Source organism: Corynebacterium glyciniphilum AJ 3170, assembly GCF_000626675.1.
GTDB classification, from domain to species: Bacteria; Actinomycetota; Actinomycetes; order Mycobacteriales; family Mycobacteriaceae; genus Corynebacterium; species Corynebacterium glyciniphilum.
The window spans coordinates 1,667,885-1,694,628 of record NZ_CP006842.1; the positions used below are offsets into that span (position 1 = coordinate 1,667,885).

The 26,744-nt window shown below is 62.9% G+C and carries 26 protein-coding genes; 12 read left to right on the forward strand and 14 right to left on the reverse strand.

Going from position 1 to position 26,744, the window contains the following annotated elements; translation table 11 throughout:
* Window positions 1-12 precede the first annotated feature (12 nt).
* The 3 genes from CGLY_RS07830 to CGLY_RS07840 are packed head-to-tail and all read right to left on the reverse strand — an operon-like array spanning window position 13 to window position 1,942.
* Window positions 13-642 carry an energy-coupling factor transporter transmembrane component T family protein gene (locus tag CGLY_RS07830; protein WP_038548264.1) on the reverse strand — a complete coding sequence of 210 codons (630 nt, stop codon included), beginning with the start codon at window positions 640-642 and terminating at the stop codon, window positions 13-15.
* Window positions 639-1,331, reverse strand: coding sequence for an energy-coupling factor ABC transporter ATP-binding protein (locus CGLY_RS07835; RefSeq protein ID WP_038548267.1), 693 nt, complete (start codon window positions 1,329-1,331; stop codon window positions 639-641). The genes CGLY_RS07830 and CGLY_RS07835 overlap by 4 nt, the downstream gene beginning before the upstream one ends.
* Window positions 1,328-1,942, reverse strand: coding sequence for a biotin transporter BioY (locus CGLY_RS07840; RefSeq protein ID WP_038548270.1), 615 nt, complete (start codon window positions 1,940-1,942; stop codon window positions 1,328-1,330). The genes CGLY_RS07835 and CGLY_RS07840 overlap by 4 nt, the downstream gene beginning before the upstream one ends.
* Before the next feature lie 76 nt (window positions 1,943-2,018).
* Between CGLY_RS07840 and CGLY_RS07845 the strand changes: the two genes are divergently transcribed.
* From CGLY_RS07845 to CGLY_RS07855, 3 genes are all read left to right on the forward strand, one after another.
* A complete protein-coding gene (locus CGLY_RS07845) occupies window positions 2,019-2,225 on the forward strand; it encodes a DUF3046 domain-containing protein (RefSeq protein WP_038548273.1) in 207 nt (68 codons plus the stop codon).
* Between the two features lie 213 nt (window positions 2,226-2,438).
* Window positions 2,439-3,593 (forward strand): recombinase RecA, encoded by a 1,155-nt coding sequence (recA, locus tag CGLY_RS07850; RefSeq protein ID WP_038548276.1) that lies wholly within the window; start codon window positions 2,439-2,441, stop codon window positions 3,591-3,593.
* A gap of 14 nt (window positions 3,594-3,607) precedes the next feature.
* Window positions 3,608-4,243 carry a regulatory protein RecX gene (locus CGLY_RS07855; RefSeq protein ID WP_038548278.1) on the forward strand — a complete coding sequence of 212 codons (636 nt, stop codon included), beginning with the start codon at window positions 3,608-3,610 and terminating at the stop codon, window positions 4,241-4,243.
* 5 nt (window positions 4,244-4,248) lie between these two features.
* Here the strand turns inward: CGLY_RS07855 and CGLY_RS07860 are convergent, their stop codons facing one another.
* The 4 genes from CGLY_RS07860 to gluA are packed head-to-tail and all read right to left on the reverse strand — an operon-like array spanning window position 4,249 to window position 7,544.
* Complete coding sequence (locus tag CGLY_RS07860; RefSeq protein ID WP_038548281.1) at window positions 4,249-5,187, reverse strand: amino acid ABC transporter permease; 939 nt, start codon at window positions 5,185-5,187, stop codon at window positions 4,249-4,251.
* Entirely contained in the window at window positions 5,187-5,876 is a 690-nt protein-coding gene (locus CGLY_RS07865) for an amino acid ABC transporter permease (RefSeq protein WP_038548283.1), read from the reverse strand. The genes CGLY_RS07860 and CGLY_RS07865 overlap by 1 nt, the downstream gene beginning before the upstream one ends.
* A 30-nt stretch (window positions 5,877-5,906) precedes the next feature.
* Window positions 5,907-6,800, reverse strand: coding sequence for a transporter substrate-binding domain-containing protein (locus CGLY_RS07870; RefSeq protein WP_038548286.1), 894 nt, complete (start codon window positions 6,798-6,800; stop codon window positions 5,907-5,909).
* 15 nt (window positions 6,801-6,815) lie between these two features.
* Window positions 6,816-7,544 carry a glutamate ABC transporter ATP-binding protein GluA gene (gene gluA / locus CGLY_RS07875; protein WP_038548288.1) on the reverse strand — a complete coding sequence of 243 codons (729 nt, stop codon included), beginning with the start codon at window positions 7,542-7,544 and terminating at the stop codon, window positions 6,816-6,818.
* A gap of 210 nt (window positions 7,545-7,754) precedes the next feature.
* On the opposite strand from gluA, the gene miaB reads away from it, so the two are divergent.
* Window positions 7,755-9,275 (forward strand): tRNA (N6-isopentenyl adenosine(37)-C2)-methylthiotransferase MiaB, encoded by a 1,521-nt coding sequence (gene miaB / locus CGLY_RS07880; RefSeq protein WP_038548291.1) that lies wholly within the window; start codon window positions 7,755-7,757, stop codon window positions 9,273-9,275.
* Window positions 9,268-10,053, forward strand: coding sequence for an Rv2732c family membrane protein (locus CGLY_RS07885; protein ID WP_144313654.1), 786 nt, complete (start codon window positions 9,268-9,270; stop codon window positions 10,051-10,053). Before miaB ends, CGLY_RS07885 begins: the two co-directional genes overlap by 8 nt.
* On the opposite strand, the gene CGLY_RS07890 is transcribed toward CGLY_RS07885, so the two are convergent.
* Window positions 10,050-11,342 carry a DUF349 domain-containing protein gene (locus CGLY_RS07890; protein WP_038548294.1) on the reverse strand — a complete coding sequence of 431 codons (1,293 nt, stop codon included), beginning with the start codon at window positions 11,340-11,342 and terminating at the stop codon, window positions 10,050-10,052. The genes CGLY_RS07885 and CGLY_RS07890 overlap by 4 nt on opposite strands.
* A 118-nt stretch (window positions 11,343-11,460) precedes the next feature.
* On the opposite strand from CGLY_RS07890, the gene miaA reads away from it, so the two are divergent.
* Both miaA and dapF read left to right on the forward strand, forming a co-directional pair.
* Window positions 11,461-12,399 carry a tRNA (adenosine(37)-N6)-dimethylallyltransferase MiaA gene (gene miaA, locus CGLY_RS07895; RefSeq protein ID WP_407080809.1) on the forward strand — a complete coding sequence of 313 codons (939 nt, stop codon included), beginning with the start codon at window positions 11,461-11,463 and terminating at the stop codon, window positions 12,397-12,399.
* Window positions 12,400-12,409: 10 nt separating this feature from the next.
* Complete coding sequence (gene dapF, locus CGLY_RS07900) at window positions 12,410-13,345, forward strand: diaminopimelate epimerase (RefSeq protein WP_038548299.1); 936 nt, start codon at window positions 12,410-12,412, stop codon at window positions 13,343-13,345.
* 14 nt (window positions 13,346-13,359) lie between these two features.
* Here the strand turns inward: dapF and CGLY_RS07905 are convergent, their stop codons facing one another.
* A complete protein-coding gene (locus CGLY_RS07905) occupies window positions 13,360-13,866 on the reverse strand; it encodes a hypothetical protein (protein ID WP_052539885.1) in 507 nt (168 codons plus the stop codon).
* On the reverse strand, window positions 13,859-14,635 hold the full coding sequence (locus CGLY_RS07910) for a hypothetical protein (protein ID WP_038548302.1): 777 nt from the start codon (window positions 14,633-14,635) through the stop codon (window positions 13,859-13,861). Before CGLY_RS07910 ends, CGLY_RS07905 begins: the two co-directional genes overlap by 8 nt.
* A gap of 48 nt (window positions 14,636-14,683) precedes the next feature.
* Here CGLY_RS07910 and hflX point away from each other — a divergent pair, with 48 nt between their 5' ends.
* A complete protein-coding gene (gene hflX / locus CGLY_RS07915) occupies window positions 14,684-16,135 on the forward strand; it encodes a GTPase HflX (protein WP_038548305.1) in 1,452 nt (483 codons plus the stop codon).
* A gap of 10 nt (window positions 16,136-16,145) precedes the next feature.
* A complete protein-coding gene (locus CGLY_RS07920) occupies window positions 16,146-17,498 on the forward strand; it encodes a uracil-xanthine permease family protein (protein WP_081803829.1) in 1,353 nt (450 codons plus the stop codon).
* Between the two features lie 8 nt (window positions 17,499-17,506).
* On the opposite strand, the gene CGLY_RS07925 is transcribed toward CGLY_RS07920, so the two are convergent.
* Window positions 17,507-17,776, reverse strand: a complete 270-nt coding sequence (locus CGLY_RS07925) for an HPr family phosphocarrier protein (RefSeq protein WP_038548319.1) — start codon at window positions 17,774-17,776, stop codon at window positions 17,507-17,509.
* A gap of 159 nt (window positions 17,777-17,935) precedes the next feature.
* On the reverse strand, window positions 17,936-18,724 hold the full coding sequence (locus tag CGLY_RS07930; RefSeq protein ID WP_038551994.1) for a DeoR/GlpR family DNA-binding transcription regulator: 789 nt from the start codon (window positions 18,722-18,724) through the stop codon (window positions 17,936-17,938).
* Between the two features lie 182 nt (window positions 18,725-18,906).
* On the opposite strand from CGLY_RS07930, the gene ptsP reads away from it, so the two are divergent.
* Window positions 18,907-20,625, forward strand: a complete 1,719-nt coding sequence (gene ptsP, locus CGLY_RS07935; RefSeq protein ID WP_052539886.1) for a phosphoenolpyruvate--protein phosphotransferase — start codon at window positions 18,907-18,909, stop codon at window positions 20,623-20,625.
* Between the two features lie 75 nt (window positions 20,626-20,700).
* Here ptsP and lexA read toward each other — a convergent pair whose 3' ends face one another.
* Window positions 20,701-21,450, reverse strand: a complete 750-nt coding sequence (gene lexA / locus CGLY_RS07940; protein WP_038548321.1) for a transcriptional repressor LexA — start codon at window positions 21,448-21,450, stop codon at window positions 20,701-20,703.
* A 262-nt stretch (window positions 21,451-21,712) separates the two neighbouring features.
* Between lexA and CGLY_RS17375 the strand changes: the two genes are divergently transcribed.
* Window positions 21,713-22,243, forward strand: coding sequence for a hypothetical protein (locus tag CGLY_RS17375; RefSeq protein WP_144313655.1), 531 nt, complete (start codon window positions 21,713-21,715; stop codon window positions 22,241-22,243).
* A 79-nt stretch (window positions 22,244-22,322) separates the two neighbouring features.
* Window positions 22,323-22,784: a transcriptional regulator NrdR gene (nrdR, locus tag CGLY_RS07950; RefSeq protein WP_038548327.1), complete on the forward strand. Its 462-nt coding sequence runs from the start codon at window positions 22,323-22,325 to the stop codon at window positions 22,782-22,784.
* 1 nt (window position 22,785) lies between these two features.
* Here nrdR and hrpA read toward each other — a convergent pair whose 3' ends face one another.
* Window positions 22,786-26,724 (reverse strand): ATP-dependent RNA helicase HrpA, encoded by a 3,939-nt coding sequence (hrpA, locus tag CGLY_RS07955; protein ID WP_081803830.1) that lies wholly within the window; start codon window positions 26,722-26,724, stop codon window positions 22,786-22,788.
* Between the last annotated feature and the right edge of the window lie 20 nt (window positions 26,725-26,744).

Sequence of the window (26,744 nt, forward strand, 5' to 3'; positions counted from 1 at the left end):
CGGGCACGGGATTCAGTCTGCTGCGCCGCGGGCCCGCAGAGCATCGGCGATCGCCCGGGCACGGAGAATCGTTCTGACGATCACAGGTACCCCGAACGCGGTCAGCGACAGTCCGACTGAGGGGTTTCCCCGGGCGCGCCGTGCATCCAGGACGTCATTAACCGCCTGGACCTGCAGCGGAATGAGTCTGATTGTCAGCGTGAGTGCCAGACTGACCTGCTCGACCGGAACTCCGATACGTGCACAGGGGGCCAGGAGGCGGTCGAAAGTATCCATCAGTTCTGAGACACGGGTCGTCAGCGTGAGTGTGACAGCTCCAGTGACAGCAGCGAACAGGACCAGCACCATGGTGACGGCTTGGTAGCCGTCGGCTCTCCACCAGAGCATGAGCCCGAGGAAAATCAGGAGGGGCAGTGCGCCGGCTACCTGACGCATCAACAGTCGGGGAGGAAGGCGGCCTACGAGTGCAGCGAGGGCCACGAAAGCGACACTTACTGCTCCGCCGACCCACGAGTCCACGGCGACTGCAGACACGACCAGGAAGACGCTGAGTACGGCCAGCTTGGTTCCGGGCGTGGCGCGGTGGAGGAGAGAGGTACCGGGATGGTAGACACCGAGTGGTACACGTGAGGGGCTAATCATGATGTGCTGGCCTCGTTCATCCGCCGGACATAGGCGGATATGACTTTCTCCGGACTCCCGTCGTCAATGACACGGCCGTTCCCGACACAGATCGTGCGTTCCGCATCGGCCGCAAGCTCCAGGTCGTGGGTGACCGTGATGACTTGTTGTGAGAGAGAATCCAGGGTCTTTCTGAGCCGGTTGCGGTTGACGAGGTCGAGGAGACAGGATGGTTCATCGGCGACGATGACCTGTGGAGTGAGAGCGGTGATCGACGCCAGCGCCAACATCTGCTTCTCACCTCCGGAGAGCAGGTGAGGAGACTGCTCCTCCTTGCCTGCCAGGCCCGCCATGGTCAATGACGCAGTGACCCGTTCAGCGACCTGATCACGTGTCAGACCCGCTCCACGGAGCGAGAAGGCGATGTCTTCGGCGACGCTGGGCATGATGATCTGATTGTCCGGGTCAGAGAACAGGAAGCCGACAACCCCGCGCACCTTCCTCCCCCGACGGCCGACGGGAACGCCGTTGACGGCCACGGAGCCGGACGTCGCCGCCGTCAGTCCGTTGATCATCCGGATCAGAGTTGACTTACCTGACCCGTTTGCGCCGATGATGCTGATGCGCTGCTCCGTGAGCTCCAGGCTGACCGGGTGCAGGATGGTTGTGCCGTCAACGGTGACCGACGCATCACGGAAGCTGACAGTCACTGCACCGCTCCGGTGTGCCGGGGTGAGGGGAGAAGGTCGGGGACCGCACGGACGACCGCAGCGGCGATGACGGCAGCGACAAGCACCTTGATGATGTCACCGGGAATGAACGGCGTGTTCGACACGAGCGCACCGGTGAAGTCCATGCCGGTGCGGAGCACCAGCCCTACACTGCCGCAGAGGTACTGTACACAGACTCCGACGATCCCCGCGACGATGAAAACGACGACACGTCCGAGGTGACGGTGTGGCGCATACTGGGCGATCGCCCCGATGACGAGGGCCGACACGATGTACCCGAGGACGTATCCGACCGTCGGCCCTGCCACGGCAGCGAGAGCAGGTTTCCAACCGGCCATGTTCGGGACGCCGACGAAGCCGACGGCAATGAACAGTGCCACGGCAAGTCCGCCACGCTTCCATCCGAGGATCATGGCTGTCAGAGCCACCCCCATATTCTGCAGGACGATGGGTACACCGAGTGCGCCGACGGGAATTGTCACGGCTCCGAGCACGATGATCAGTGCGGCGAAGGTCGCCATGAGAGCGATGTCCGCGGCAGGGGACCGGCGCGCGGGTAACGCCCGGGGACGGGTCGATGAATTCACCATGTGAAGAACTCTAGACCCAAACTTGTACGCCGTTCAAGATCGTGGTGCCCGTAGCGCGTCTGTTAGCGTGGTGGCCATGCGACGTACCGAGTTCGACCGACTTGTCCACGGGGAGTTCGGGGACTCTTTCGGTAGCTGGATTGCCGGGAGCCACGTCCTGGCGGAGCTGGGGGCGACACCCGGGGAGTTGATCGAACAGGGGCGCGACCTGAGAGATGTGTGGTTGGCGTTGTGTGATGACTTTGACGTACCGCCGGAACGTCGTCTCGGTGAGGACATCTGACCGCGCGACCCGCCCGTCCGCCGCGCGCCATCTGTTATCGAACACAGGTTCGTGTATTGTCTGGTGTGTCCACTCGGCACGGTAGATGTATTCTTCGATGCCGACAGCCCCTTGGAGGGAACCTCCGGGGAGCCCGGAGAGTCTCTCTGCACTGAGGGAACAACGGCCGCTGCTTACCGGCAGTGTCGAGAACGAGAACGGAAATGAGGGCACATGGCCACCAAGAAGAAGAGTACCTCCGGTAACGCCGGTGCTGATCGTCAGAAGGCACTTGATCTGGCGATGTCGCAGATCGAGAAAGATTTCGGCAAAGGGGCGGTGATGCGTCTGGGCGACGACAACCGCCCTCCGATCCAGGTTATCTCGTCGGGAAATATCGCGATCAACGTGGCACTCGGCCTCGGTGGCTTCCCCCGCGGGCGTGTCGTCGAGATCTACGGCCCGGAGTCCTCCGGTAAGACAACGGTGGCCCTGCATGCGATCGCGGAAGCGCAGAAAGCGGGAGGAATTGCCGCCTTTGTTGACGCTGAACACGCACTGGATCCGGATTACGCCAAGAAGCTGGGCGTCGATACCGACAACCTCCTGGTGTCGCAGCCCGATACCGGCGAGCAGGCGCTGGAGATCGCCGACATGCTCGTGCGATCAGGCGCCATCGACATCATCGTGGTCGACTCGGTGGCTGCGTTGACTCCGAAGGCCGAGATCGACGGCGACATGGGTGACAGCCACGTCGGCCTCCAGGCACGTCTGATGAGCCAGGCATTGCGCAAGATGACCGGTGCCCTGCACCAGACCGGCACCACCGCGATCTTCATCAACCAGCTCCGCGAGAAGATCGGTGTCATGTTCGGCTCCCCGGAGACCACCACCGGTGGTAAGGCGCTGAAGTTCTACGCCTCCGTGCGCTGTGACGTCCGACGGATCCAGACGCTGAAGGACGGGCAGGATGCGGTCGGTAACCGCACCAAGATGAAGATCGTGAAGAACAAGGTCTCCCCGCCGTTCAAGATCGCCGAGTTCGACATCCTCTACGGGGAGGGCGTCTCCCGCGAAGGGTCGATCATCGACCTCGGTGTGGATAACGGTCTGGTGAAGAAGTCCGGGTCCTGGTACACCTACAAGGGCGACCAGCTGGGCCAGGGCAAGGAAAAGGCACGCGAGTTCCTCAAGAGCAACCCTGACTTGTCTGCCGAGATCGAGGACAGCATCATGCGTACCCTGCAGGTCGGGCCGTATGCTGCCGGCAATTCGGACGCTCCGGTAGCGGCGGAGGACGAGGGAACCATGGACGTGCCTGGCATCGAGGACCCCGACAATGTTCCGATCAGCGTGGTCCCCACCTTCGACGATGAGGATGACGACTAGGTCGGGCGGGTCGGATGTCTCAGACTGATGGCGACGCTGCGTTCACCATTGAACAGCTTCAGGCTGCTATCGCAGCAGTCCAGCGAGGTGAGGGCAATGGTGACATCATCGACGAGCGGTTGGAGGAGCATCTTGCCCCGTTGAAAAGTAAGGCGACCCGTCTTATCAGCCACCGGGACCGGTCGGTGGAGGAGCTCCGCCGCCGGCTGTCCGACACCACGGGCGCGGACGGTGAAACTGTTGATCCCGACCTGGTGGACTTGGTGATCGAACGATGCATCGCCAACGGGATGCTCGACGACGCACGTTTCGCCCACGAGTGGGTCAGGCAGCGTCAGCAGAACCAACGAAAGTCTGTGTCCGTTCTTCGACGTGAGCTGGTTGACAAGGGGGTCCCTGCTCCGGTCATTGAAGGGGCGCTCGACCAGATTGACGAGAATGACCAGGACGCCATCCTACGGGAGGTGGTCACCAAGAAAGCGGGCACCGTGTCCCAGGTGCCCGCTGACCGACGAGAATACGACAAGGCTCTCCGCCGCATCGTGGGGGTAGCGGCGAGGCGAGGCTTTCCGGAGGGGCGGAGCCTCAAGGTGGCCCGGGAAGCCCTCGAGCTCAGAATCGAAGAACTCGGCGGATGCCCCTCGCGGTAGCGCACCTAGTCAGCTGTTGATCTGAGGTCCTTGTGTCCCTCCGCATGCCAGTCGACATTCACCGTGTCCTTCGTGTCGATGCCCTGATCTTTCTGGTGCGGGACCTTCGCCGCAATATTCCGACGGGCACGACCGGCGCGCAGCTGCTGTTCGATACGTTCAGCCAGCTTGGAGAGCCCGAAGTTGATCAGGATCATGATCGCTGCGGTGACCAGCAGGGCAGGAAGCATCGCTCCGTAGAATTCACCGAGCTGGCGTCCGGACCGGACGACCTCGACGAATCCGATCATGTAACCCAAGGCAGAATCCTTCAAGGCGATGACCATCTGCGAGACGATAGCCGGGAGCATGGCAGCAACCGCCTGCGGCAGAAGAATCTTACGCATCGTCTGGCCCCAGGAGAGACCAAGCGCCGAGGCCGCTTCAGACTGTCCCTTCGGCAGAGACTCGATACCGGAGCGCAGGACCTCGGCGATCACCGATCCGTTGTACATCGTCAAGGCGAAGACCACCGCCGCGAAGCCCATCATCGACGACGGAAACACCGCGTAAAGACCGAAGAGTGCGTAGGCGAACAGCATCAGCACCAGGACCGGGATAGCACGGAAGAATTCGACGATGATGCCGCAGATCCATCGGACTGCGCGGACAGTGGAGAGGCGGCCGATGCCCAGCACTGCTCCGATGAGGAGGGCCAGGATGATGGAGAATACTGCCGCGACAATGGTGTTGAGGAGGCCGGGAAGGATGTAGGTCGTCCATGTGGTGGAGTAGAAGAAGATCTCCCACTTGTCCTTGTCCAGCTGGCCTCCGTCTCCGAGTTTCCACAGCACAGAGGCCAGGATCAGGAGCAGGACAACGACTGTCGCCACGGTGAGGATACGGTTGAATTTCACGGCCTTGGGGCCGGGAGTGTCGTACAGGACTGTCGCACGTGTAGACATCAGCGCTTCACCGCCCAACGCTTGCCGGCCCAACCGAACAGCAGCCCGGTAGGCAGGGTGAGGATGATGAATCCTGCGGCGATGATTGCGAAGATGACGAGCAGGTCACTGGCATAGTTCTCCGTCATGGTCTTCATCAACAGGGACGCTTCCCCCACGCCGATGACTGAGGCGATCGTCGTGTTCTTGATCAGGGCGATCAGCGTATTACCCAAGGGGACGATGGCGCCACGGAAGGCTTGGGGGAAGACGACGTACCGGAAATTCTGTGTGAAGTTCAGCCCAAGGGACCGCGCGGCCTCTGCCTGGCCGAAAGGCACGGTATTGATGCCCGACCGGAGAGACTCCGCCACAAAGGTTGAGGTGTAGAGGATGAACGCCAATACCGCGAGTCGGAAGTTCTGCTGCTCGATGAAACTCTCGCTGGAGTTCGACGCGAGCAGTAGGTTCAGCTGGTAGTAGAGCCCCAGCGCCATCAACAAGGCGATGAGGGTCAGGGGAGTGTTGCGGACGGTATTGATGTAGACGGTCGCGACCGTGCGCAGGATGCCGACAGGGCAGACACGCATCGCAGTGAGGATCGTGCCGAGGATGAGCGCGCCAACGGCCGACCAGAGGGTGAGCTTGATGGTGACCCAGAACACCGGTAACAGCTGCGGGCCCATCTCGGCCCAGAGATCGGGATTCATGTCGGTACCTCCTTCCTTTCAGTGGTGGATTCAGTCTTCCGTGAACGAGAGGTCACCGATGTCAGGCTTGGGCCCGATCTCGAAGTCCTCCCCGAGGTTGTCCTTGACGATCTCTTCAAATGCACCGGAGTCGTACATCTCCTCCAGCGCCTCATTGACGGCCTCCCGGTCAGTGCCGTCTCCCTTGGGGAGACCGATGCCGTAGTGCTCGTCCGTCCAGAAGGAACCGTCCGGATTCTGCAGTTGGATGACGCGGAAGTCGTCGTTGTAGCGTTCCTTGTATCGTTCCGCGAAACCCGCGAGGATCGTCGCGTCCGTCGTCAGCGCATCTACGACGCCTTGCTTGACGCCTTCTGCGCAGGCTGCGTAGGTGTCGAACTCCTGCAGCTGGACTCCGGGGAGGGCTTCCTTGACTTTCTGGGCCGGGGTGGAACCGGACACCGAGCACAGGCGCATGCCGTCCTTGACGTCGGCGAGTCCTGTGATGCCTGTATCGGCTTCGATGAGAAGGCCCTGGTGGGTGACCATGTACGGGCCGGCGAAATCAACGGCGGCAAGACGTCCCGCATTGATGGAATAGCTCGCGGTGATCATATTGACCTCGCCGTTGTTGATCAGTGTCTCACGCTGGGATGACGGGGTCTCCCTCCATTCCATGTCAGGCACGTCCCAGCCGTGCTTGTCCGCGATGTACGTGATGACGTACCGCGAGACATCGACGTCCATACCTACGAATTCTTTCTCCGGGGTGCGTTCGCCCAGCCCCGGCTGATCGAACTTCGTGCCGAGAGTGACGCTGCCGTTCTCGATGTCATTGAGCAGCGAGCGTGGTTCTGAGTTGCCGCAGGCCGCCATGCTGATCGCTCCGGCGGCAATGACGACGGTGGCGGTGACACGTCGCAGCAAGCTGTTGTGGGTCTTCATGGATGTCACCACCTCCTAGTGTCCGACGATCTTCGCCAGGAAGTCCTTGGCACGGTCAGAGGACGGGTTGGTGAAGAAGGTCTCCGGGTCGGTGTCCTCGACGATGGCGCCGTCGGCCATGAACAGGATGCGGTCGGCGGCGCGTCGGGCGAAGCCCATTTCGTGGGTGACCACGACCATCGTCATACCGCCGGCGGCGAGATCAGCCATGACGTCGAGGACCTCGTTGATCATCTCGGGGTCCAGCGCTGATGTCGGCTCGTCGAAGAGCATCACCTTCGGCTCCATCGCCAGGGCACGGGCGATGGCGACGCGTTGTTGCTGACCACCGGACAACTGTGCGGGGTACTTGTCGGCCTGCACGGCGATGCCGACGCGATCGAGGAGGCGGTCGGCGGTCTTCGCGGCATCGGCCTTGGATGTCTTCCGGACCTTCATCGGAGCCAGGGTGACGTTGTCCCGGATGGTCATGTGGCTGAAGAGGTTGAAGGACTGGAACACCATGCCGACGTCCGATCGCAGCCGGGCGAGGTCTTTGCCTTCCTCGGGGAGAAGCTCGCCGTCGATGTAGATCTCGCCGGTGTCAATGGTTTCGAGCCGGTTGATCGTTCGGCACAGGGTGGACTTGCCGGAACCGGACGGGCCCAGGACCACCACCACCTGACCTGAGGGGATGTCCAGGTCGATGTCCTTCAATGCCTGGAAGTCGCCAAAGTACTTGTTCACCCCGGTAAGGGTGATCATGCTTGATGCATTCTCTTGAACAGTCATAGGTGGAGTCTAATGTTATCTCTGCCATTTCGGGGAACTCGGTGAGGTCTGAGTCACGTTACAATCTGGTAAACATCGGGTATACGCAGTTCCGGCCTGGTATGTAAAGGGTGTCTGTTCGGTCTCCCCGGGGGTGCTGGACTACACTCGGGGACCGTGGTTGAATCCCGTAGTACTGCAGAAATGACCCGGCCTGGCCGCCGGAGCACCCGAACGTACGAGGTCCGCACCTTCGGGTGTCAGATGAATGTCCATGATTCCGAGCGATTGTCGGGGCTGCTGGAAGACTCCGGTTATGTTCCTGTCGCCGGCGAAGCGACTCCCGACGTCGTGGTGTTCAATACCTGTGCAGTGCGGGAGAACGCCGATAACCGTCTGTACGGGACGCTCGGCCAGCTCAAGGAAGTCAAGGACCAGAACCCTGGCATGCAGATCGCTGTCGGTGGGTGCATGGCGCAGAAGGACAAGGACGTCGTCGTCGACAAGGCTCCGTGGGTCGATGTCGTCTTCGGCACGCACAACATGGGGTCGCTGCCGGCTCTGCTCTCGCGCAGTGCACACAACAACCGTGCTGAAGTGGAGATCGCCGACTCGCTCGAACAGTTCCCGTCCGTCCTCCCGGCGAAGCGCGAGTCCGCTTACGCGGGGTGGGTGAGTGTGTCGGTCGGCTGCAACAATACGTGCACCTTCTGCATCGTTCCCTCGCTCCGTGGTGAGGAACAGGACCGGCGTCCCGGCGATATCCTCGCCGAGGTAAAGGCGCTGGTCGATCAGGGCGTCACCGAGGTCACGTTGCTCGGGCAGAATGTCAACGCCTATGGCGTGCATTTCTCCGATCCGTCATTGGACCGTGACCGGACGGCGTTTTCGAAGCTACTCCGGGCCTGTGGGGAGATCGAGGGGCTGGAGCGACTGCGATTCACCAGCCCTCACCCTGCCGAGTTCACCGATGATGTGATTGACGCGATGGTGGAGACCCCGGCAGTGTGCCCGCAGCTGCACATGCCTCTGCAGTCCGGGTCCGACCGGATCCTCAAGGCCATGCGACGGTCCTACCGGTCGAAGAAATTCCTGGGAATTCTGGAGAAGGTCCGCCAGAAGATGCCGGAGGCCGCCATCACCACCGACATCATCGTGGGCTTCCCCGGTGAGACAGAGGAGGACTTCCAGGAGACACTGCGCGTTGTCGAGCAGTCACGTTTCGCCAGTGCCTACACGTTCCAGTACTCCCCGCGCCCCGGGACACCGGCGGCATCGCTGTCCGACCAGATCCCCAAAGCTGTGGTCCAGGACCGCTACGAGCGTCTGGAACAACTACAGGAACGCATCAGCGGCGAGGACAATGCCGCCCAGGTGGGCCGGCGAGTCGAACTCCTCGTCCAGGACGGTGGCGGTCGGAAGAACGCGCAGACGCGGCGTATGTCCGGGCGTGCGCGCGACGGTCGCCTGGTGCACTTCTCTCCGGGGGAGACGACGGTGCGTCCCGGTGACGTTGTGGAGGTGACCGTGACGGGCTCGGCACCACACTTCCTTCTGGCGGATTCTGCTGTCCACGCCCATCGGAGGACGGTCGCCGGCGACATGTCTGAGGCGGGCGTTGCACCCACCACCGGTCCGGTGGGTGCTGGCGTCGGTCTGGGGCTCCCCGGTATTGGACGACCTGCCATGCCGTTGACGCAGAGTGGAGGCTGTGGTTGTGAGTAAAGCCGTGAACAAGAGCGGGGAAAGCCGTGAGGCGATCAACCGGCGGCGTGTCGAGGCGCTGAACAAGCACCTCGAAGAACTTGAACGCGATGCCGGAGGCGACCTCGCCAAGGCCGAACGGCGCGCCGCGGGGACGATGGTCCTGGGATCCTCGTTGCCGGTCCTGATGTGCGGGATGATCGTCGTTCTCGTGTCGATCTTCATGCCACATTCCGGTGAGGTGCACGGATACGACGTCCTGTTCTATTCAGACACGGCACAGACGTTCGTCACGACACTGCCTGAGCGCGTGTACGTGTGGCTTGCCCTGGTCGGCGGAGTTCTGCTGACACTGGGGACCGCGATCTCTCGCTCGTCGCTGGTGGCATGGCTCAACTGGACCTTGACGGGAATCGGATGGGTCTATGCGGTGCTTGCAATCGGTATGCGTCAGTCACGTCCGCCGACAGAGCCAGGTGACGGCCCGTCCTTCGGCCTCGTCATGGGGTTCGTGGGTATGCTGGTGATCTTCGTCGCCCTGTCGAGCAGACTGTTGCGACGTGGCGCCGTGCAGAAGGCGATCGCCGCCAAGCGGCGTGCTGAAGCGGGGAAGGACGAAGAGTCGAGAGCCGCCCAACTGGTCCTGCGCACCGGTCTCGCACCACGGCAGGATACCGAGCTCGTTGACGACCGCAGGGACAAGGTCCGCGCCCGCCGGCACCGGGCTGAGCACACCGATGACGCCGCGAGTGGCGATGAAACTCCGGACCAGCCGGAGGACCGAGAAGACAGAAACTAGTCGCGGGCGGCCTCGGCCGCTGTTTGTGCCCAGGAGCGCCACTGTTCTGCCTGGCCACGTAGGTCCGTGGCTTTGGCGTGACGGCCCTTTGCCTCGGCTGCGTCCGCCTCCGCGGTCAACTGGTCGACTTTCGCCTGGAACTGCGCGACCCGTGCTTCGACCTCGGGATCGGTCCTACGCCACTGCTGCTCGGCATAGTCACTGACCCGAGACTCCAACGCTCCGATCTTGTCCTCAAACTCCTGGACCCGGGCCCGGGGGACGAAACCGATCCCGTCCCATTTCTCCTGGAGTTCCCGCAGGAGGTCACGGGCACGGTCCTGATCAGCGGCGGGGTCGATACGTGCGTCGTACTCGTCCAGGAGAGCCTGCTTGGCGTGAGCATTCTGCTCGAACTCAGCATCCTTGCGGCGATTGTCTTCGTCCCGAGCGCCGAAGAAGACATCCTGCGCATGTCGGAACTCAGCCCACAGCCGGTCGTCGTCCGCACGACGGGCGCGTCCTGCCGCCTTCCACTCCGTCATCAGGTCGCGGTAGGCCCGGGCAGTCTCGTTCCAGTTCGTCGAGTCCTGCAAGGCAGCGGCCTGCGCAACGAGTTTCTCTTTCGCTCGACGGGCAGCGTCTCGTTGTTTATCGAGATCGGCGAAGTGGCTGCCCCGTCGACTGTTGAATGTCTCGCGGGCCGCGCGGAAGCGCGCCGACAGGGCTTTTCCGGCCGCGCGGTCTCCGCCGGCGGAGTTCCAACGGTCACCGATCTCCTTGATACGGTCACCGTCTGCTTTCCAGTCTGAACCGGAATCGGCGATGCGTTCCGCCTCTACCACCAGTTCGACACGGTGCTCCGCTACCCGGGCCTCCACCTGGTCGGCCGTGGTCAGCAGTTCTGAGAGTCGTCGGTCGAGCCGTGCGACATCGCCGAGGACTGCGGCGTCGGGTAGCCCTTCCCGCAGCCGTCGCGCATCATTGCGAACACGTGCGACGTCTTCCGGGTGGGTGCCCAGCCGTGCGACCAGGACCTCCACCTCGGTGGCGAGATCGGCGAAGCGACGCGCGTAGTGGGCGAGACCTTCGGCGACCGTGCCTGCCTTCCACTCACCGACGCGACGTTCCGCGGACGGGCCGTCTCCGTCCGTGGCGGAGACCGTGAGCCACACCACACCGGCATCGTCGATGCGGCCGTGGGCGGCGGCGTCCTCCACGGAGGGAGCGACGGTCGTGCTGACAGGGGCAGCGGCGGCCTGCGGCCCGGGACGTGCTCCGGGACGGGGGCCGGGCTTCGGGGCGTTCATCGATGGTCCTTCGGTCGGCTGATGGTTCTACCTGACATTATGGCAGACCCCGTCGGGTACCATTACCGCGCTGTCGGTACCGGCCGTAGACTCAGGCGGCATGACAGAACACCAGCGACTGTGCCGACCGGTAGCAGTGGTCGGGCCGACGGGGTCAGGGAAGTCCGACACCGCACTCGCCGTGGCAGAGGCACTTGACGGTGAGGTCGTCAACATCGACTCCATGCAGTTGTACCGGGGAATGGACATCGGCACAGCGAAACTTCTGCCCGAACACCGACGCGGGATACCCCATCATCAGCTTGACGTGCTCGATGTCACCGAGACCGCCTCAGTTGCCCGCTACCGCAACGCCGCTATCGCCGATGTGGAGGCCATCCGGGGCCGTGGAAGGACACCGGTGGTCGTTGGAGGGTCGATGATGTACGTCCAGGCTCTCCTCGATGACTGGGACCTCCCCCCTACGGACGCGGGAGTACGGAGCCGGTGGGAGCAGGAGTGCGACCGTCTCGGCGTAGAGCAACTCCACGCCGTACTGGCGCAGAGGGATCCGGAGGCGGCGGCGGTCATCGAGAGTCGGGACCAGCGGCGCACAGTGCGGGCGTTGGAGGTCATTGAACTCACCGGCCGACCATTCTCCGCCTCCCAGCCACCGAAGAATCGCCCGACACGGTGGGATACAGCCATTGTCGGCCTCTCCGCAACGGCGGAATGGTTGAACCCGCGGTTGGAGATCCGGGTGAACCGCATGTTTGAGCAAGGACTCGTCCAGGAGGTCCGCACGCTGGTGGACCAGGGGCTGCGACGGGCGTCAACAGCGGGCCAGGCCATCGGTTACGCACAGGTTCTCGACTACCTTGCTGGGGAGCTGACCCTTGCCCAGGCCGTCGAACGCACAGTGACGGGGACCCGTCGGTACGCCCGTCGTCAACGGGCGTGGTTCCGGCGCGATCCTCGGATCACCTGGTTCGACGCATCCGCTCCTGATATCTCCAGCCAGGTGGTGGACGCCCTGCTCGCGAGAGTGGACGAGGCGGCGGGGGAGTCGGGGAGCTAGACTCTCGATCATGAATGAGAGCACTCAGTTTGAGGTAATCAAGGGACACGGGACTGGTAATGACTTTCTCCTGATTCCTGACCCTGAGGCGGCAGTGAACCTCACGGATGACCTTGTGCGCTCATTGGCTGACCGCCATCGCGGGATCGGTGCCGACGGTGTGATCAGGATTGCCACGGCAGGTGTCCTCGTCCGCAAGGGCGTCCTGGCATGTCTGCCCGACGGAGTCGGGGACGAGGACTGGTTCATGGACTACCGCAACGCTGACGGGTCAGTGGCGGAGATGTGCGGTAACGGCGTCCGCGTTTTCGCGCATGCTCTCAGCGCATTGTCTCTGACGACACCGGCTTACCGGAACGCCGATGGAACCTGGGCTGTCGGTACCCGGGCCGGGCGCCGCGACGTGAGGATCCACTCCGCCACCGCCACCGACGCCGAGGTCAGTGTGGACATGGGTGTGCCGGAGATCATGGGCCGCTCGGGTGGGGCACTGGACGGTGTCTGGTACGACGGTGTCGGGGTCGACATGGGAAATCCTCACCTGGCCTGTGTCGTTCCCGGGCTCACCCCTGCGGGACTTGCGGAGCTCAGGGTTGATCTGCGTCCAGACTATGACCGGACGTTCTTCCCGGCGGGAGTGAATCTGGAGATACTGACCGCGCTGGACAACGGACGTGTGCACATGCGGGTGCACGAGCGCGGAGTCGGCGAAACATTGTCCTGCGGTACCGGTACTGTCGCAGCCGCTGTCGCTGCGTTGTCCGACCGGTTCAACGATCAGGCACGCGTGCGGGAGGCGTGGCAGGAAACCGTTCACGTCGCCGTACCCGGAGGGGACGTGGCCGTCACGGTGGGCGCGGACGAGGACGGACAGCAGATCCCCGCCACGCTCAGAGGGCCGTCACGCCTGGTGTTCACCACAACGGTCACGGGTGCAGCGCTCTGAGACCTAGCGGGTAGTCAGTGATGGCGTGAATTGGCGGAGTCCTGGCGGGCGCGGTCCCACAGCCGTTGCAGGCTCAGCGCACGTTGATCTGTCTCATGCAGGAGTTCTGTCAGGGTCGTGACCGTCGACAAGGACGTCGTCCGTTCTGGAAGGTGTCGGAGGAACCGCTCACATGATCCGGCGGCCGCATGGAATCGCGACACGCTGGAAATCCCGGAGCGGGCGTCGCAGAGCTCCGGACGGTGCAGCTGGCGGTCACGGACCCGGGCGGGGTCACTGGAGTACCGGAATTCATCCCAGTCGTCGAGAATCGCAGCGATATCGGTAGCTGACAGATCGATGGACCGTTTCAACGCCGTGATCTCGCGCTCGGAATCCTGCCTGATGACAGTGACCGCAGCGGTGATCACCAGGATGACAGCGATGAGTATGCCGAGCCGGCCGAGGGAACTGATCACGACCCATGACAGCACGATCACGAACGCGGCCACGATCAGGGTCTTGGGGACGCTCCTAGCCACAGGACCCTCCGCAACCTCCTGACCCGCAACCACATCCGCCCGAGGAACAGGATGCAGGATCCACAGCAGTGGCTGTGAACTGGACGGATCCGGCGAGGATAGTGCCGGGCGGGAGGTCGTCACCGCCGTCGTCTGGGATGACCACGGTGAATTCGAACGGGGCAGTCACCGTGCATACCCAGAATGACTGGCCGGTCAGGGCTGCCGTCCGACGCTCGGCGGTGGCGATCTCCACGGCCACCGAGGCAGTGGCATGGGGCGTCACTGCCCCGGAGTTCAGCTCGGTGAGACCTGTGGACTCCACGGAGCCGACCCTCAGGACGCCCGATCGGGCGGCGTCGTCCCGCGTGCGGTAGACGGACACATCAGCCGCGAGCGCGGTGACCTGCATCGGCTGGTAGGTCAACGTCCCCTCGTCCGACAGTAGGGGTCCCTGTGCAACGGTGGCGGTCAACGAGGCGATCACCGGTGCTCCCTCGGCCCGGACCTGCAGGAGCGGAGAATCCGCCACGATGTCGAGTACACCGACGATATCGTCGACCATGCTGAGGTGAGCCGAGGTTTCCACACCGCCGCTGAAGCTGGCGAAAGAACCGTACGGTGGGACCGCAAGGATCACCAGGCGTGCACCACTGGGGTCGTCATACTGCAGTACCTGTCCATCGCGGACTTCTCCGGTGACCCGTAATGCCCCTGTCCCGTACGCTGCCTCGAGGGCATCCTGCCAGCGGCCGAAATCCAACCCCACACTCTTCAGTTCCGGAATCATGGGAGTGACTCTACTCTGTGGCCGCGACTCGTGGAAAGATGGTGGGTAATGACAAGCATGAACCAGAACCCTGAAGAGATCCACGCGGAGACCACAGTCGGAGAGCTGGACCTCGAACAGCGGTCGAGCCTCCGGAGGCTCAGCCGTGGGACGAATGTCCACTCCACTGAACAGGACGACGGCTACGACGTCGAGTACCGCAAGCTCCGGCTTGAGAAGGTTGTCCTCGTCGGCGTGTGGACCGAGGGTAGTCTCGAACAGATTGAGGCCCGTCTCGCCGAATTGGCGGCGCTGGCGGAAACCGCGGGTTCCGAGATCGCCGACATGCTCTATCAACGACGGGACAAACCGGATGCGGGTACCTACATCGGGTCGGGAAAGGTTGAGGAACTCCGCCAGATCGTCCTGGAGACCAACGCGGACACTGTCGTGGCCGACGGCGAACTCAGCCCGGGGCAGATGATCGCCCTCGAGAAGGCCCTCGACGTCAAGGTCATCGACCGGACGATGCTCATCCTCGATATTTTTGCCCAACATGCCAAGTCCAAGGAGGGCAAGGCGCAAGTCGCTCTCGCACAACTGGAGTATCTCATTACGCGCGTGCGTGGTTGGGGCGGCGCTCTGTCCCGACAGGCGGGTGGCCGTGCGGGGTCCAACGGTGGCGTCGGACTGCGTGGCCCTGGAGAGACCAAGATCGAAGCCGACCGTCGGCGACTGCGTAGCGAGATGGCCCGTCTACGCCGCGAGATCCAGGGCATGAAGAAGTCGCGTGACATCAAACGTGGGCGCCGTGACGCGTCCGCGATCGCCAAGGTCGCCATCGCCGGTTACACCAACGCAGGTAAGTCGTCCTTGCTGAACTCACTGACCGGCGCCGGAGTTCTGGTGGAGGATGCGTTGTTCGCGACCCTCGACCCCACGACCCGTCGTGCCGAACTTGCCGACGGGCGCGCGGTGGTCTTTTCGGACACTGTAGGTTTTATCCGCTTCCTGCCGACGCAACTGGTTGAGGCGTTTCGTTCGACCTTGGAGGAGGTCATGGCCGCCGATGTCGTCCTGCACGTCGTCGACGGATCCGATCCTTTCCCGATGGAGCAGATTGCCGCGGTGAATAAAGTCATCGGCGAAATCGCCGAGGAGACCGGGGAACCCGCACCACCGGAGATTCTCGTGATCAACAAAGTAGATGCCGCGGACCCGCTGGTTCTCGCTGAGCTTCGCAGCAGACTGGATGATGTGCTGTTCGTTTCGGCTGCCACCGGCGAAGGCATTCCGGTTCTCGAGAGCAGATTGGAGCTCTTTCTCAACTCTCTCGACGATCATGTGGTGTTGCAGGTGCCGTTCGATCGGGGAGACGTTGTGTCGCGCCTGCACGAGTACGGGACCGTGCTGAGCCAGGAGTACACCGAGGACGGCACCCGGGTGGAGGTACGCCTGCCCGGGATCATCGCGGCAGAACTGTCGGACCTGCGAATCGCGGTCGACGAGGGGACAGAATAAGCTCGTCCGAATGGACGAAATGAACACGCAGACTGACTGCGCCCCTGCAGGGTCCCCCCGCGGGTCATTCTTCGGGTGGACACTGCACGGAGACGGTAAAAACATCAGGCCCGGTGCAGTGGTTGCCCCGGAGGAACGACTGACATGGCCGAGGACCGTCGGCATCGGGATGCAGCACGTCATTGCGATGTTCGGCGCCACACTTCTTGTTCCGGCACTCACTGGATTCCCGGTCAACACGACCCTGCTGTTCTCCGGGATTGGGACGATCCTTTTCCTGCTGATCACGAGGAACCGCGTTCCGTCGTACCTCGGCAGCTCTTTCGCTTTCATCGCGCCGTTGACGGCAACGCAGGCAGAAGGTTTCCCTGCCCAGCTCGGCGGTGTGCTCGTTGCCGGGCTTGTGCTGATTCTCGTCGGGGTCCTGGTCAAGTCTGCCGGTCGTCGCGTCCTGGATGCCGTCATGCCGCCGGCGGTCACAGGTGCCATCGTTGCGTTGATCGGGTTGAACCTTGCCCCGGCAGCGACCTCGAACTTCGCGGAACAACCATTGGTCGCTGCGGTGACAATGTGCGCGGTGCTCGTCGTCACAGTTGCTGGACGAGGGATGATTGGTCGTCTCGGCATCCTCATCGGTGTCGTCATCGGATGGGGATTCGCGGTGCTCACCGGGAACATCGCCGGCGATGCAGGTGACGTCATCGGCGATGCCGCGTGGTTCGGTCTGCCTGAGTTCCACACGCCGGAGTTCCACGCCAGCGCGATTCTGCTGACGTTACCCGTCGTGGTGGTTCTCATCGCGGAGAACGTGGGACATGTGAAAGCCGTTGCCGGGATGACCAAACGGAACCTTGACGACCAGGCAGGACCGGCACTCATCGGTGACGGGCTGGCGACCACCCTGGCTGGCGGGTTCGGCGGATCAGGTACGACGACATACGCGGAGAACATCGGGGTGATGGCTGCGACGAAAGTTTACTCGACGGCCGCCTACTGGGTCGCCGCAGCGACCGCGATGATCCTGGCTTTCGTGCCGAAATTTGGAGCGGTGATCAACACCATTCCGGCAGGGGTTCTGGGAGGGGCGACGATGGTCCTCTACGGGATGATCGGTCTCCTGGGAATACGGATCTGGCAGGACAACAACGTGAACCTGACCAACCCGGTGAATCTCTCGGCAGCGGCCGTGGCGTTGACAGCGGGAATCGGGAATCTCACCCTGCAGATCGGCTCACTGGAGCTCGAAGGCATCGCCTGGGGCTCCGTGGGCATCATCGTCGGTTACCCGATCCTGAGGTGGTTGTTCGAGAACATCGGCGAAGGCCGCGACCTGTCCGTCCGGGATTACCACCTGAAGTCTTGACGGGCTGTCTACTCCTCGTCGAGGTTCTTGGTGATGAGCGCGGCGATGGCCTCGACGGCCTCAGCATTGTCGGAGGAGACGGTGACCTCGTCACCGTGCTCGGCACCGAGCGCCATGATCATCAGCGAGGATGATGCGTCCGACGGCTCGTCGTCGTCTTCCCCCGGGAGGGAGAGCAGGATCTCATCGTCGTAGTTGGCCGCGGCCTCCGCGATGATGGTGGCGGGACGGGCATGCAGACCGACGGTGGAGCCGACGGTGACAGTGGTAGAGGCCATGGTTCTCAGGTCCTTTTCGAGTCGTCGTATCGTGTCATCGAAAATGAGGGCACGCCAAGTGTGGAGCGCCTCACTCTCTTCCAGACAGCGTAGCCGAACCTCCGGGAGTTGTGCTGCACCCGGCTGCACCCGCCGGGGGCACCTCGGCCGTTACAGTCGTCACGCGGTGACAACAGTGACATCTTCGGCTGTGAATGCCTCGAGATACTGGTGCGGAGCTGCATCATCAGTCACCAGAACGTCAATCTCTGGGACATTTGCGAAGCTGACGAGGTAATCCCGCCCGAACTTCGTGGAGTCGCACATGGCGACGACCCGGTCCGAGTTTGCGATCATCGCGCGCTTCACCGCGGCCTCCTCGGCGTCCGCAGTCGACAGGCCGTGGTCCATGGACAGGGCATTGGTGCCGATGAACGCGATGTCAGCATGGTGGACACCGATGGTCCGCAATGCGATGTCGCCGACGACGGCCTGGGTGATGGGGCGGATGTGCCCGCCGATCAACTGGACATCAGATAGTCCCGCTGCCGACAAGCGGACGGCGAGAGGGAGGAAGTTCGTCAGTACCGTCAGGTTCCGGTACGGGTTGTCGTCGGGGCGGCCTGCCTCTGCGATGGCGTGTGCGAGCATGGCGGTGGTGGTGCCGGCGTCGAGGAACACAGTCCCGGTCCGCGGCAGAAGTTCTGTCGCCGCTCTCCCGATCCGGATCTTCGCCTCGGTCGAGGTGGTGCTGCGTAGCTCGATCGGCGTCTCGCGGGTCTGGAACGTATTGGTGGGTACCGCCCCGCCGTGGACCCGGTGCAAGGCACCGTCATTGTCGAGTACGGTCAGGTCACGCCGGATGGTCTCCGGGGTGACGGCAAAACGCTCCGCAAGTTCGACCACGGTGACACGCCCGTTGACTGCGGTCAGTGACGCGATCTGGCGGCGACGTTCCTCTGAGTTCATGATGTGCATTGTATGGGGTCGAGGGGGTGCGAACCTCGATTCGGGGGTGGGGAGTCCGACGGGGGTGGCCCCGGCGGGCCCCGAAAAGAGGGGGAGAAGAGGGTACTGTGGACGTCAACCTAATACGTCAACCGATGTCCTTTCAGATGTCCATTCTGAATATTTGTGGGAGACCAGACACTATGGCAGACACGAAATCCTCCGCACCTTCCACCGACGGTGAGCCCGTCATCCTGAAGGGAAAATCAGTGGTTCCCGGCACGGTCTTCGCGCCGGTGACCTGGGTAACGGACCGTCCGGAGCTGCCGGGGCCGGATAAGACGGTCGCCGAGGGGGAACGAGAGGCAGAGTTCGAGGCGTTCACCCGGGCCGTCGACACCGTCTCGGGGCGCCTCAGTGCACGTGCTGCGACAGTCGAGGGCAATGCACGCCAGGTGCTTGAAGCCACGGTCGCCATTGCAAAGGACCGCGCATGGGCCAAGAAGGTCCGAAAATCCGTCAATGCGGGTCAGACCAACGTCTACGCGGTCAAACAGGCTACGGATGACTTTGTCGAGATGTTCCTCAAGGCGGGTGGTGTGATGGCCGAGAGGGTCACTGACCTGATGGACGTCCGCGACCGCGTCATCGCCGAGCTCCGAGGAGAACCCGAACCGGGCATCCCCGACGTCGATTCTCCCCATGTCCTGTTCGCCGATGACCTTGCCCCAGCCGATACCGCTACTCTTGACCCTGAACTGATCGTTGCCGTGGTCACAGAGAAAGGCGGAGCGACGAGCCATACCGCGATCATTGCCCGTCAGCTGGATATCCCCTGCATTGTGGCTATTGGTGTCAACCTGCGCTCCATCGCAGCGGAAACCGAGGTACTGGTTGACGCCGCCGTGGGAACCGTGGAGACCGGGGTGGACCCGGCTGATGTCGAGAAAAGGGTAGCTGCAGCTGCAGAACTCGCCTCGAAGGTACGCGGATGGCACGGACCGGCTGAAACTGCGGACGGTCACCGGGTTCAACTGCTCGCCAATGTGCAGGACGGTGCCGCCGCCAGGCAGGCAGCGGAATCGGTCGCAGAAGGCATCGGGCTGTTCCGGACCGAACTCGGCTTCCTCAGCGAAACGACAGAACCGTCCGTCGAGGAACAGGCGGATCGGTATGCGGAAGTGTTGAGCGCCTTCCCAGAGGGCAAGGTGGTCATCCGCACGTTGGATGCAGGGTCGGACAAGCCGGTGCCCTATGTGATGGCGGAGAGTGAGGAGAACCCGGCACTCGGTGTTCGCGGCCTGCGTATCGCACGCACGAATCAGGAGCTGCTGGAGCGTCAGCTCGACGGAATCGCACTGGCGCTGAAGAAATCCGGCAGGGAGGAATCGTCGGCGCAGACCTGGGTCATGGCGCCGATGGTGGCAACGGTGTATGAGGCGCAGTGGTTTGCTGCATTGTGCCATGAGCGGGGACTTGTCGCGGGTGCGATGATCGAGGTTCCCGCTGCGGCGTTGATGGCAGACAAGATGATGCCCTATCTGGACTTCGTCTCCATCGGTACGAATGACCTGACCCAGTACACGATGGCAGCTGACCGTATGTCGGCGTCCCTTGCCCATCTGACAGATCCGTGGCAGCCAGCGGTGCTGAGGTTGGTACACACGACCTGTCGTGCTGGTGCAGTGACTCGCACCGCGGTCGGGGTCTGCGGTGAAGCAGCTGCCGACCCGATACTCGCGTGCGTTCTGGCGGGGCTCGGGGTTACGTCCCTGTCAGCCGCTCCACCGGCATTGGCGGCGGTGGGCGCTCAGCTTGGTGAGATCGACTTCGCGGTCTGCCGGGAAATGGCGGCGGCGGCGCTCGATGCCGATGGGGCCGAAGAGGCGAAGACTGCCGCTGCGGCGGTCCTCGGCCTCTAGTTTCACTCCGACGGATGTCGGGCCCCGACACCGGAGCTCCGATATCCGTCGTCAGGCGATCGCAGGGGAGCGCGGTCAGATCTTTCGGAGTACGGCGACGACGCGGCCGAGGATGTCAGCATTGTCACCGGGGATCGGTTCGAAGAGATCATTGTGGGGGAGTAGCCAGACACCGTTGCCGTCCTTCTGGAATTCCTTGACCGTCGCCTCGCCGTCGATCATCGCTGCGACGAAGTCGCCGAGTTCGGCGACTTTCTGCGACCGCACCGCCACCCAGTCGCCATTGAAGATACCTGCGTCGCGCATGGATTCTCCCACGACTTGCAGAAGGAACAGTTCGCCGCTGCCCACGAGCTCCTGCGGCAGTGGAAAGTGAGCTTCTACGTGTTCCTCAGCCAGGATCGGTGAACCGGCAGCGATCTGTCCCACCACGGGAACGAACGAAGGGGAGGGCATCCCGTCCGGGCCGGTCGTGGCCGCAGGTTTAGGGCCCGGCCGGGAAGCCGGCTCATCCTCGAAATCCCGGATGTCTACGGCGCGGGGCTTATTGTCCTCCCGTCGGAGATAACCTTTCCTCTCCAACTCCCGCAGGTGGTACGACACTGATGACGTGGAGTTCAGGCCAACAGCGTCACAGATCTCGCGGATGCTCGGCGGATACCCTCGGAACCGCGTGGCGTCTTTGATGACGTCCATGATGCGACGCTGGCGGTCGGAGAGCTTCTCCCTGCCCTTGTCGTCGCCACTTGCTCCCGCGCTTGCTAGGGCGGCACGTTTCTTGCTTCCCGGAGCTACCCCCGTGGAGGACTTCTGTTTCTCTGCCATCTGACCTACTCCTGGTCTCGTTGTACCGATCGTGGGTTCGACAGTACATCACCGAACCGACATTGTTCATCAGGGTGTTCGAAAGTGTCGCGGAAGTTGTGGACTTCTTCGAACACCCGTGCTACCGTCTGGCACATAGAGCGAAGTTCGAACACATGGACGAAGATACTGACCGTCATGCGAGACGATGTCCGGCTGCGGTGCTGTCATGGTCCTGTCAGATTCCGCAAGTCAGGTTCGTTTTCACGGAAAGAGGGTTGTCATGAACACGATATCGGTACGTAATCCCCGGGGCGTTGACCGTCGTCCTGTCTACCGTCGTCCGGAGTGGACACGTGTGGTCGAGACGGGGCGATCGAACACGTGGGGGCATGGTGCGGTGCGACATCCGTCAGCGGCTCAGGTGGAGCGTCGGCGGTTCCGCGCGACCGGTGAAGAACGTCCGTTCGAGACAGGTTCTCGGGCGCGCCGAGTACGTCGCCGTATGTCTTCTGTCCTCGGTTCTCCGGGCGTTACGTTGGTGTCTCTCGCGTCGCTGGTGGTGATGCTCGCCGCGTCACCGGTTTTGACCGGTCCGAATGAGGAGGCTGTCACACCTGCCAGGACTGCGACGGTCACGGTCGGGGACAACGCCAGCTTGGCGGATATCGCCAGAGAGCACGTCCCGGGTGCATCGGTGGGTGACGCGGTGGCGAGAATTGCGTCCCTCAACGACATCGACAAGATCGGCGCGGATGACGGTCACCACGCCGGTGCGGAGTCCACGCGACAGGTTGTGATCCCGGTCTACTGACCGGGCAACGGCAGGGGAAGGCTCCAGGGGTAGCATATGGGTCCGTCCCGTTCCACTGATCTCTGTAAGGGAGAACGCCGTGCTCTGTCCCGCGTGCCGCTCCGAAGACTCCCGGGTGGTGGATTCGCGTACGGTCGAATCTGGCTCAGCTATCCGTCGTCGACGAGAATGCCTGACATGCAAAACCAGGTTCACGACACTCGAACGCTCAGTGCTCCTGGTGACCAAACGGAGCGGCGTGACCGAAGAGTTTCGCCGCGACAAGGTCATCAGGGGTGTGGGGCGTGCTTGTCAGGGACTCGAGGTCTCCGGGGACGACCTCAAGATACTCGCACACGACGTCGAGCAGTCGCTTCGTGCGTCCTACGGTTCGCAGGTGGCCGCGGATGATATCGGCCTGGCGATTCTCGAGCCGCTGCGTAACCTCAACGAAGTTGCGTACCTGAGGTTTGCCTCGGTGTACAAGTCCTTCCGGTCCACCGAGGACTTCGAGACGGAGATCCGGGCCCTCCGTCAGCGTCGAGAAGACGCCGCTGAATAAGTCAGCGGATCTTCGCGAGCGCCTTCTTCACCCGCGCTGCGCTGGCAGGTCGCGAGGTTCCCAGGTTCTGGGCGAACAATGACACCCGGAACTCCTCGACCAACCACTCAACGTCCTTGAACTGGGGAGACGCTGCGCGCGCGGCAGGGAGTCGCTTCCGGGTCTCGGCAATGGCCTCCGTGCACTCCCTGACCTGGTCATCAAGCGCCGCTTCACGGTCCGGGTCAGACTCCATCATTGAAAGCCGGGACTTCATCGCGGCCACATAGCGCGGCACATGGCGTAGATTCTCTACTCCGTTCTTCGCGACACGATGGGGGCCGAGATAGAAATCCAACTGCCCCCTCATCTCGTCGATCGCCGCGCCGTCCCAGCCCTCCAGTTCCTGCGACATATCAGAGACAGCCAGGACTGCGGGGGAGATCGCCACGAAGATCTGCCGGACCAGCCCCGGTCCTTTCTCGCGTGCTGCCGTCACAGCTTCTGCGCAGCGTTCCGGGTCGCGGATCACCGGGCCGAAGCGGTTCATCAACTCGCGGCACGCGAGGACACGGCAATCATCGACCAGAGCATCGGGACCGCCGTGAGGATAAGTATCGACCGCGACGCGCTGCCGCAGCGGCAGCCCCTTGACCGTCTGTTTCGTGGACACCTGGCACGCGTCCACCATCATCTCGAGGACAGTCGAGAACTGTTGTCCGGCGGCCGCCTGGGGTGTCGGGAATGCCTTGAGAACAACACCGTCCCGGCTCCCCGGGGTGGCTGCAACGAGCGCAGGGTAGGCGGACGTCGTCTGACCGTCCACCACCGTTTCCACGGACTCGGGTATCGTTCCGATTCCCTCGGCTGTCCAGTTCTCCGATCGGGCGAGTATTCCGCCTCCCCCTGCAGAACTCCGCTGGTCCTTCTTCCTCTTTCCCGACTGCTGATGGGCAGCGGAATCACGGGGACTGGGGTTGGACGGGCCGTGCCCGTGCGATGAGCGCGCGGTAGCTGACGCGATCGACTGGGTGATCTCGCCGGAGAGTCTCTCCTGGAGATCACCGAGATCCTTGGACGCCGCAATGACCTTGCCGCGCCGGTCCACCGCCGCATATGTCATGCGCAGGTGTGCCGGCACCCGGTCCCAGTCGAAGTCGGCGGCGCCGATCCCGGTGCCTCCCAAAGAGCGGAGTGCGTCAGCAAGCGCCTGGTCGACCGGGCCGTCATAGGGGGCCATGCGATCCAGCGCAGCACGGGCGAACTGGGCCGCCGGGACTACAGATGTCCGTAATGGTTTCGGCAGGGTCCTGATCAGAGCGACGCAAAGCTCCTCGCGCATACCGGAGACCAACCACTTGGTGTCGCGGTCGGTCACGCCTGCCAGCAAGGGAAGTGGAATGCGCATCGTGATCCCGTCCGCCGGGTCTCCCGGACGGAAGACGTACGTCAGGTCGAACTCCATTGACCCTTGACGCCACGTGTCGGGGAACTCACGGGCCTGGGCGGCTCCGCCATCCGAACCGATGAGGGCCTCAGGAGTCATGTCCAGCAGGTGCGGATTCTTCTGCCGGGCCTTCTTCCACCAGGAGTCGAAGTGTCGGGCCGAGACGATGTTCGCCGGAAGACGCTCATCGTAGAAGCTGTAGATTGTCTCATCGTCAACGACGATGTCCCGACGACGTGCCTTGTCCTCCAGTTGGCCGGCTTCGTCCAGGAGTTCACGGTTATGCCGGAAGAAGCGGTGGTTGGTGCGCCAGTCACCTTCGACGAGCGCATTCCGGATGAACATGTCCCGGGCGCCTTCAGGATCGGTCTTGGACAGGTTCACCCGCCGGTCGCTGATGACGGGAAGCCCGAGCATCGATGCCTTCTCGACCGCTAGGGCGGCTCCTTGCTTACTGGACCAGAACGGCTCAGCGTAGGAGTACCGCATCAGCTGTGGTGCTATTTCCTCGATCCATTCCGGCACCACAGGTGCCACGGTCCGGGCGAAGACCTGTGACGTTTCGACGAGCTCAGCGGCCATCACCCACTGGGGCGGCTTCTTCGCCAGATGCGAGGACGGATGGATCACGAAGGACGTGTTGCGGGTCCCCGTGAACTGACGGGAGTTTCCCTGTCGCATGCCGACGTTGGTGACGAGACCGGCCAGCAAAGATTTATGGATTCCGGTCTCGTCGGGGGAAACGGGTGAGCCCTGGTCCCCTCCGAGGTCGAAGGTCAGCTCGCGGAAATGACGGACATTGGGGATCGACCACCTAAGCTCCTGGATCACGGTGAAGAGCTGTCGGACGAGGTCCATCCACTCGAGTACGCGGACATAATGGATGAATTCGTCACGACACAATCTGCGGAACTTGTTGCCCGAGAGCTCCTGGCGGCGTGCCTGCAGATAGTTCCACAACGTAAGCACGGAAATGAAGTCAGAGTTCGCGGAGAACCTCGCGTGGAGCTGGTCTGCACGGGCCTGGTGTTCCGCAGGACGTTCGCGGACGTCCTGGATACTCAACGCCGCGACTATGACGGCGATCTGCTCGAGCACCCCGTTGTCATGAGCCGAAGAGAGCATCTTCGCCAGGCGGGGGTCCGTCGGGATGCGCGCCATGTCTCGACCGGTGTCGGTCAGGGACGGGGTTGACGTCGATTTACCGGCTGTGTCGAGCGCTCCAAGCTCCTGGAGAAGTTGCACGCCGTCACGGACCGACTTGGAGTCCGGCGGCTGGAGGAACGGGAACTTCCGGATGTCGCCGAGGTCGAGTGCTGCCATCGACAGGATGACGCTGGCGAGGTGCGTACGAAGGATCTCCGGATCAGTGAATTCCGGTCGTGCTTCGAAGTTTTCCTCGGAGTACAGACGTATCGCGATACCGTCGGATGTACGGCCGCACCGGCCGGAGCGTTGTTTCGCAGAGGCCTGGCTGATCTCCTCCACGGGCAGACGTTGGACCTTCGTGCGGTGTGAGTACCGCGAGATACGCGCATAACCGGTATCGATCACGTACTTGATACCAGGGACCGTGAGTGAGGTCTCAGCGATGTTCGTCGCCAGCACGATTCGGCGACGACTACCGGGGGAGAAGACACGGTGTTGTTCCGCTGCCGACAGACGACCGAAAAGCGGAAGGACGTCCACGCCACGGAACTTCTCGTCCTGCAGTGCATCTGCTGCGTCGCGAATCTCGCGCTCACCGGAGAAGAAACAGAGGATATCTCCCGGCCCTTCGGCGATGAGCTCACGGGTGGCTTCGAGCAGACCCTCGAGCGGATCGGTCTCGACCTCACGGAATGCCGTGGTGTCCGCGCCACTCCTGTGCTCTTCCACCAGGCGGGTCAGCGGACGATAACGCACTTCCACCGGGTAGGTACGGCCAGAGACCTCGATCACCGGTGCGGGGGTGCCGTGTGCGTCGGCGAAGTGTGTGGCGAACGACTCCGGGTCGATCGTCGCCGAGGTGATGATGACTTTCAGATCGGGGCGTCGAGGGAGAAGTTCCCGCAGGTAGCCGAGGAGGAAGTCGATGTTCAGGCTGCGCTCGTGTGCTTCATCGACAATGATCGTGTCGTAGGCTTTCAGCAGCCGGTCACGTTGGATCTCGGCCAGGAGGATGCCGTCGGTCATCAGCTTGACCGCCGTCGACCGGTGGATGTGATCGTCGAAGCGGATCTTGTAACCGACACGGCTACCGGGCTCGCCGGCCTTCTCACCGAGTTCATCGGCGATACGGTCGGCGACGCTGCGCGCGGCGATACGCCGGGGCTGGGTGTGGCCGATCCTCTTGTCCGCACCGCGTCCGAGTTCGAGACACATCTTCGGTATCTGTGTCGTTTTCCCGGATCCGGTTTCTCCGGCGACGATGACGACCTGGTTGTCCCTGATCGCCGTCATGATCTCGTCCCTGCGGGCCGACACGGGAAGGGATTCGGGGAACGAGAGGTTCTCGGTGAGGTTCAACCGCATGCTCCGTCGGGGAGCGTTTC

Bases quoted from the DNA above. Each gene is read 5' to 3' on its own strand.
- lexA (WP_038548321.1), bottom strand. From the start codon at position 21,450: ATGGCAGAGAAACAGAAGTCCTCCACGGGGGTAGCTCCGGGAAGCAAG.
- CGLY_RS07840 (WP_038548270.1), bottom strand. From the start codon at position 1,942: ATGGTGAATTCATCGACCCGTCCCCGGGCGTTACCCGCGCGCCGGTCC.
- recA (WP_038548276.1), top strand. From the start codon at position 2,439: ATGGCCACCAAGAAGAAGAGTACCTCCGGTAACGCCGGTGCTGATCGT.
- hflX (WP_038548305.1), top strand. From the start codon at position 14,684: ATGACAAGCATGAACCAGAACCCTGAAGAGATCCACGCGGAGACCACA.
- CGLY_RS07920 (WP_081803829.1), top strand. From the start codon at position 16,146: ATGGACGAAATGAACACGCAGACTGACTGCGCCCCTGCAGGGTCCCCC.
- gluA (WP_038548288.1), bottom strand. From the start codon at position 7,544: ATGATCACCCTTACCGGGGTGAACAAGTACTTTGGCGACTTCCAGGCA.
- CGLY_RS07845 (WP_038548273.1), top strand. From the start codon at position 2,019: ATGCGACGTACCGAGTTCGACCGACTTGTCCACGGGGAGTTCGGGGAC.
- CGLY_RS07855 (WP_038548278.1), top strand. From the start codon at position 3,608: ATGTCTCAGACTGATGGCGACGCTGCGTTCACCATTGAACAGCTTCAG.
- CGLY_RS07865 (WP_038548283.1), bottom strand. From the start codon at position 5,876: ATGAATCCCGATCTCTGGGCCGAGATGGGCCCGCAGCTGTTACCGGTG.
- dapF (WP_038548299.1), top strand. From the start codon at position 12,410: ATGAATGAGAGCACTCAGTTTGAGGTAATCAAGGGACACGGGACTGGT.
- CGLY_RS07890 (WP_038548294.1), bottom strand. From the start codon at position 11,342: ATGAACGCCCCGAAGCCCGGCCCCCGTCCCGGAGCACGTCCCGGGCCG.
- CGLY_RS07910 (WP_038548302.1), bottom strand. From the start codon at position 14,635: ATGATTCCGGAACTGAAGAGTGTGGGGTTGGATTTCGGCCGCTGGCAG.
- CGLY_RS07830 (WP_038548264.1), bottom strand. From the start codon at position 642: ATGATTAGCCCCTCACGTGTACCACTCGGTGTCTACCATCCCGGTACC.
- hrpA (WP_081803830.1), bottom strand. From the start codon at position 26,724: ATGCGGTTGAACCTCACCGAGAACCTCTCGTTCCCCGAATCCCTTCCC.
- miaB (WP_038548291.1), top strand. From the start codon at position 7,755: ATGACCCGGCCTGGCCGCCGGAGCACCCGAACGTACGAGGTCCGCACC.
- CGLY_RS17375 (WP_144313655.1), top strand. From the start codon at position 21,713: ATGAACACGATATCGGTACGTAATCCCCGGGGCGTTGACCGTCGTCCT.
- ptsP (WP_052539886.1), top strand. From the start codon at position 18,907: ATGGCAGACACGAAATCCTCCGCACCTTCCACCGACGGTGAGCCCGTC.
- CGLY_RS07930 (WP_038551994.1), bottom strand. From the start codon at position 18,724: ATGAACTCAGAGGAACGTCGCCGCCAGATCGCGTCACTGACCGCAGTC.
- CGLY_RS07925 (WP_038548319.1), bottom strand. From the start codon at position 17,776: ATGGCCTCTACCACTGTCACCGTCGGCTCCACCGTCGGTCTGCATGCC.
- CGLY_RS07860 (WP_038548281.1), bottom strand. From the start codon at position 5,187: ATGTCTACACGTGCGACAGTCCTGTACGACACTCCCGGCCCCAAGGCC.
- CGLY_RS07870 (WP_038548286.1), bottom strand. From the start codon at position 6,800: ATGAAGACCCACAACAGCTTGCTGCGACGTGTCACCGCCACCGTCGTC.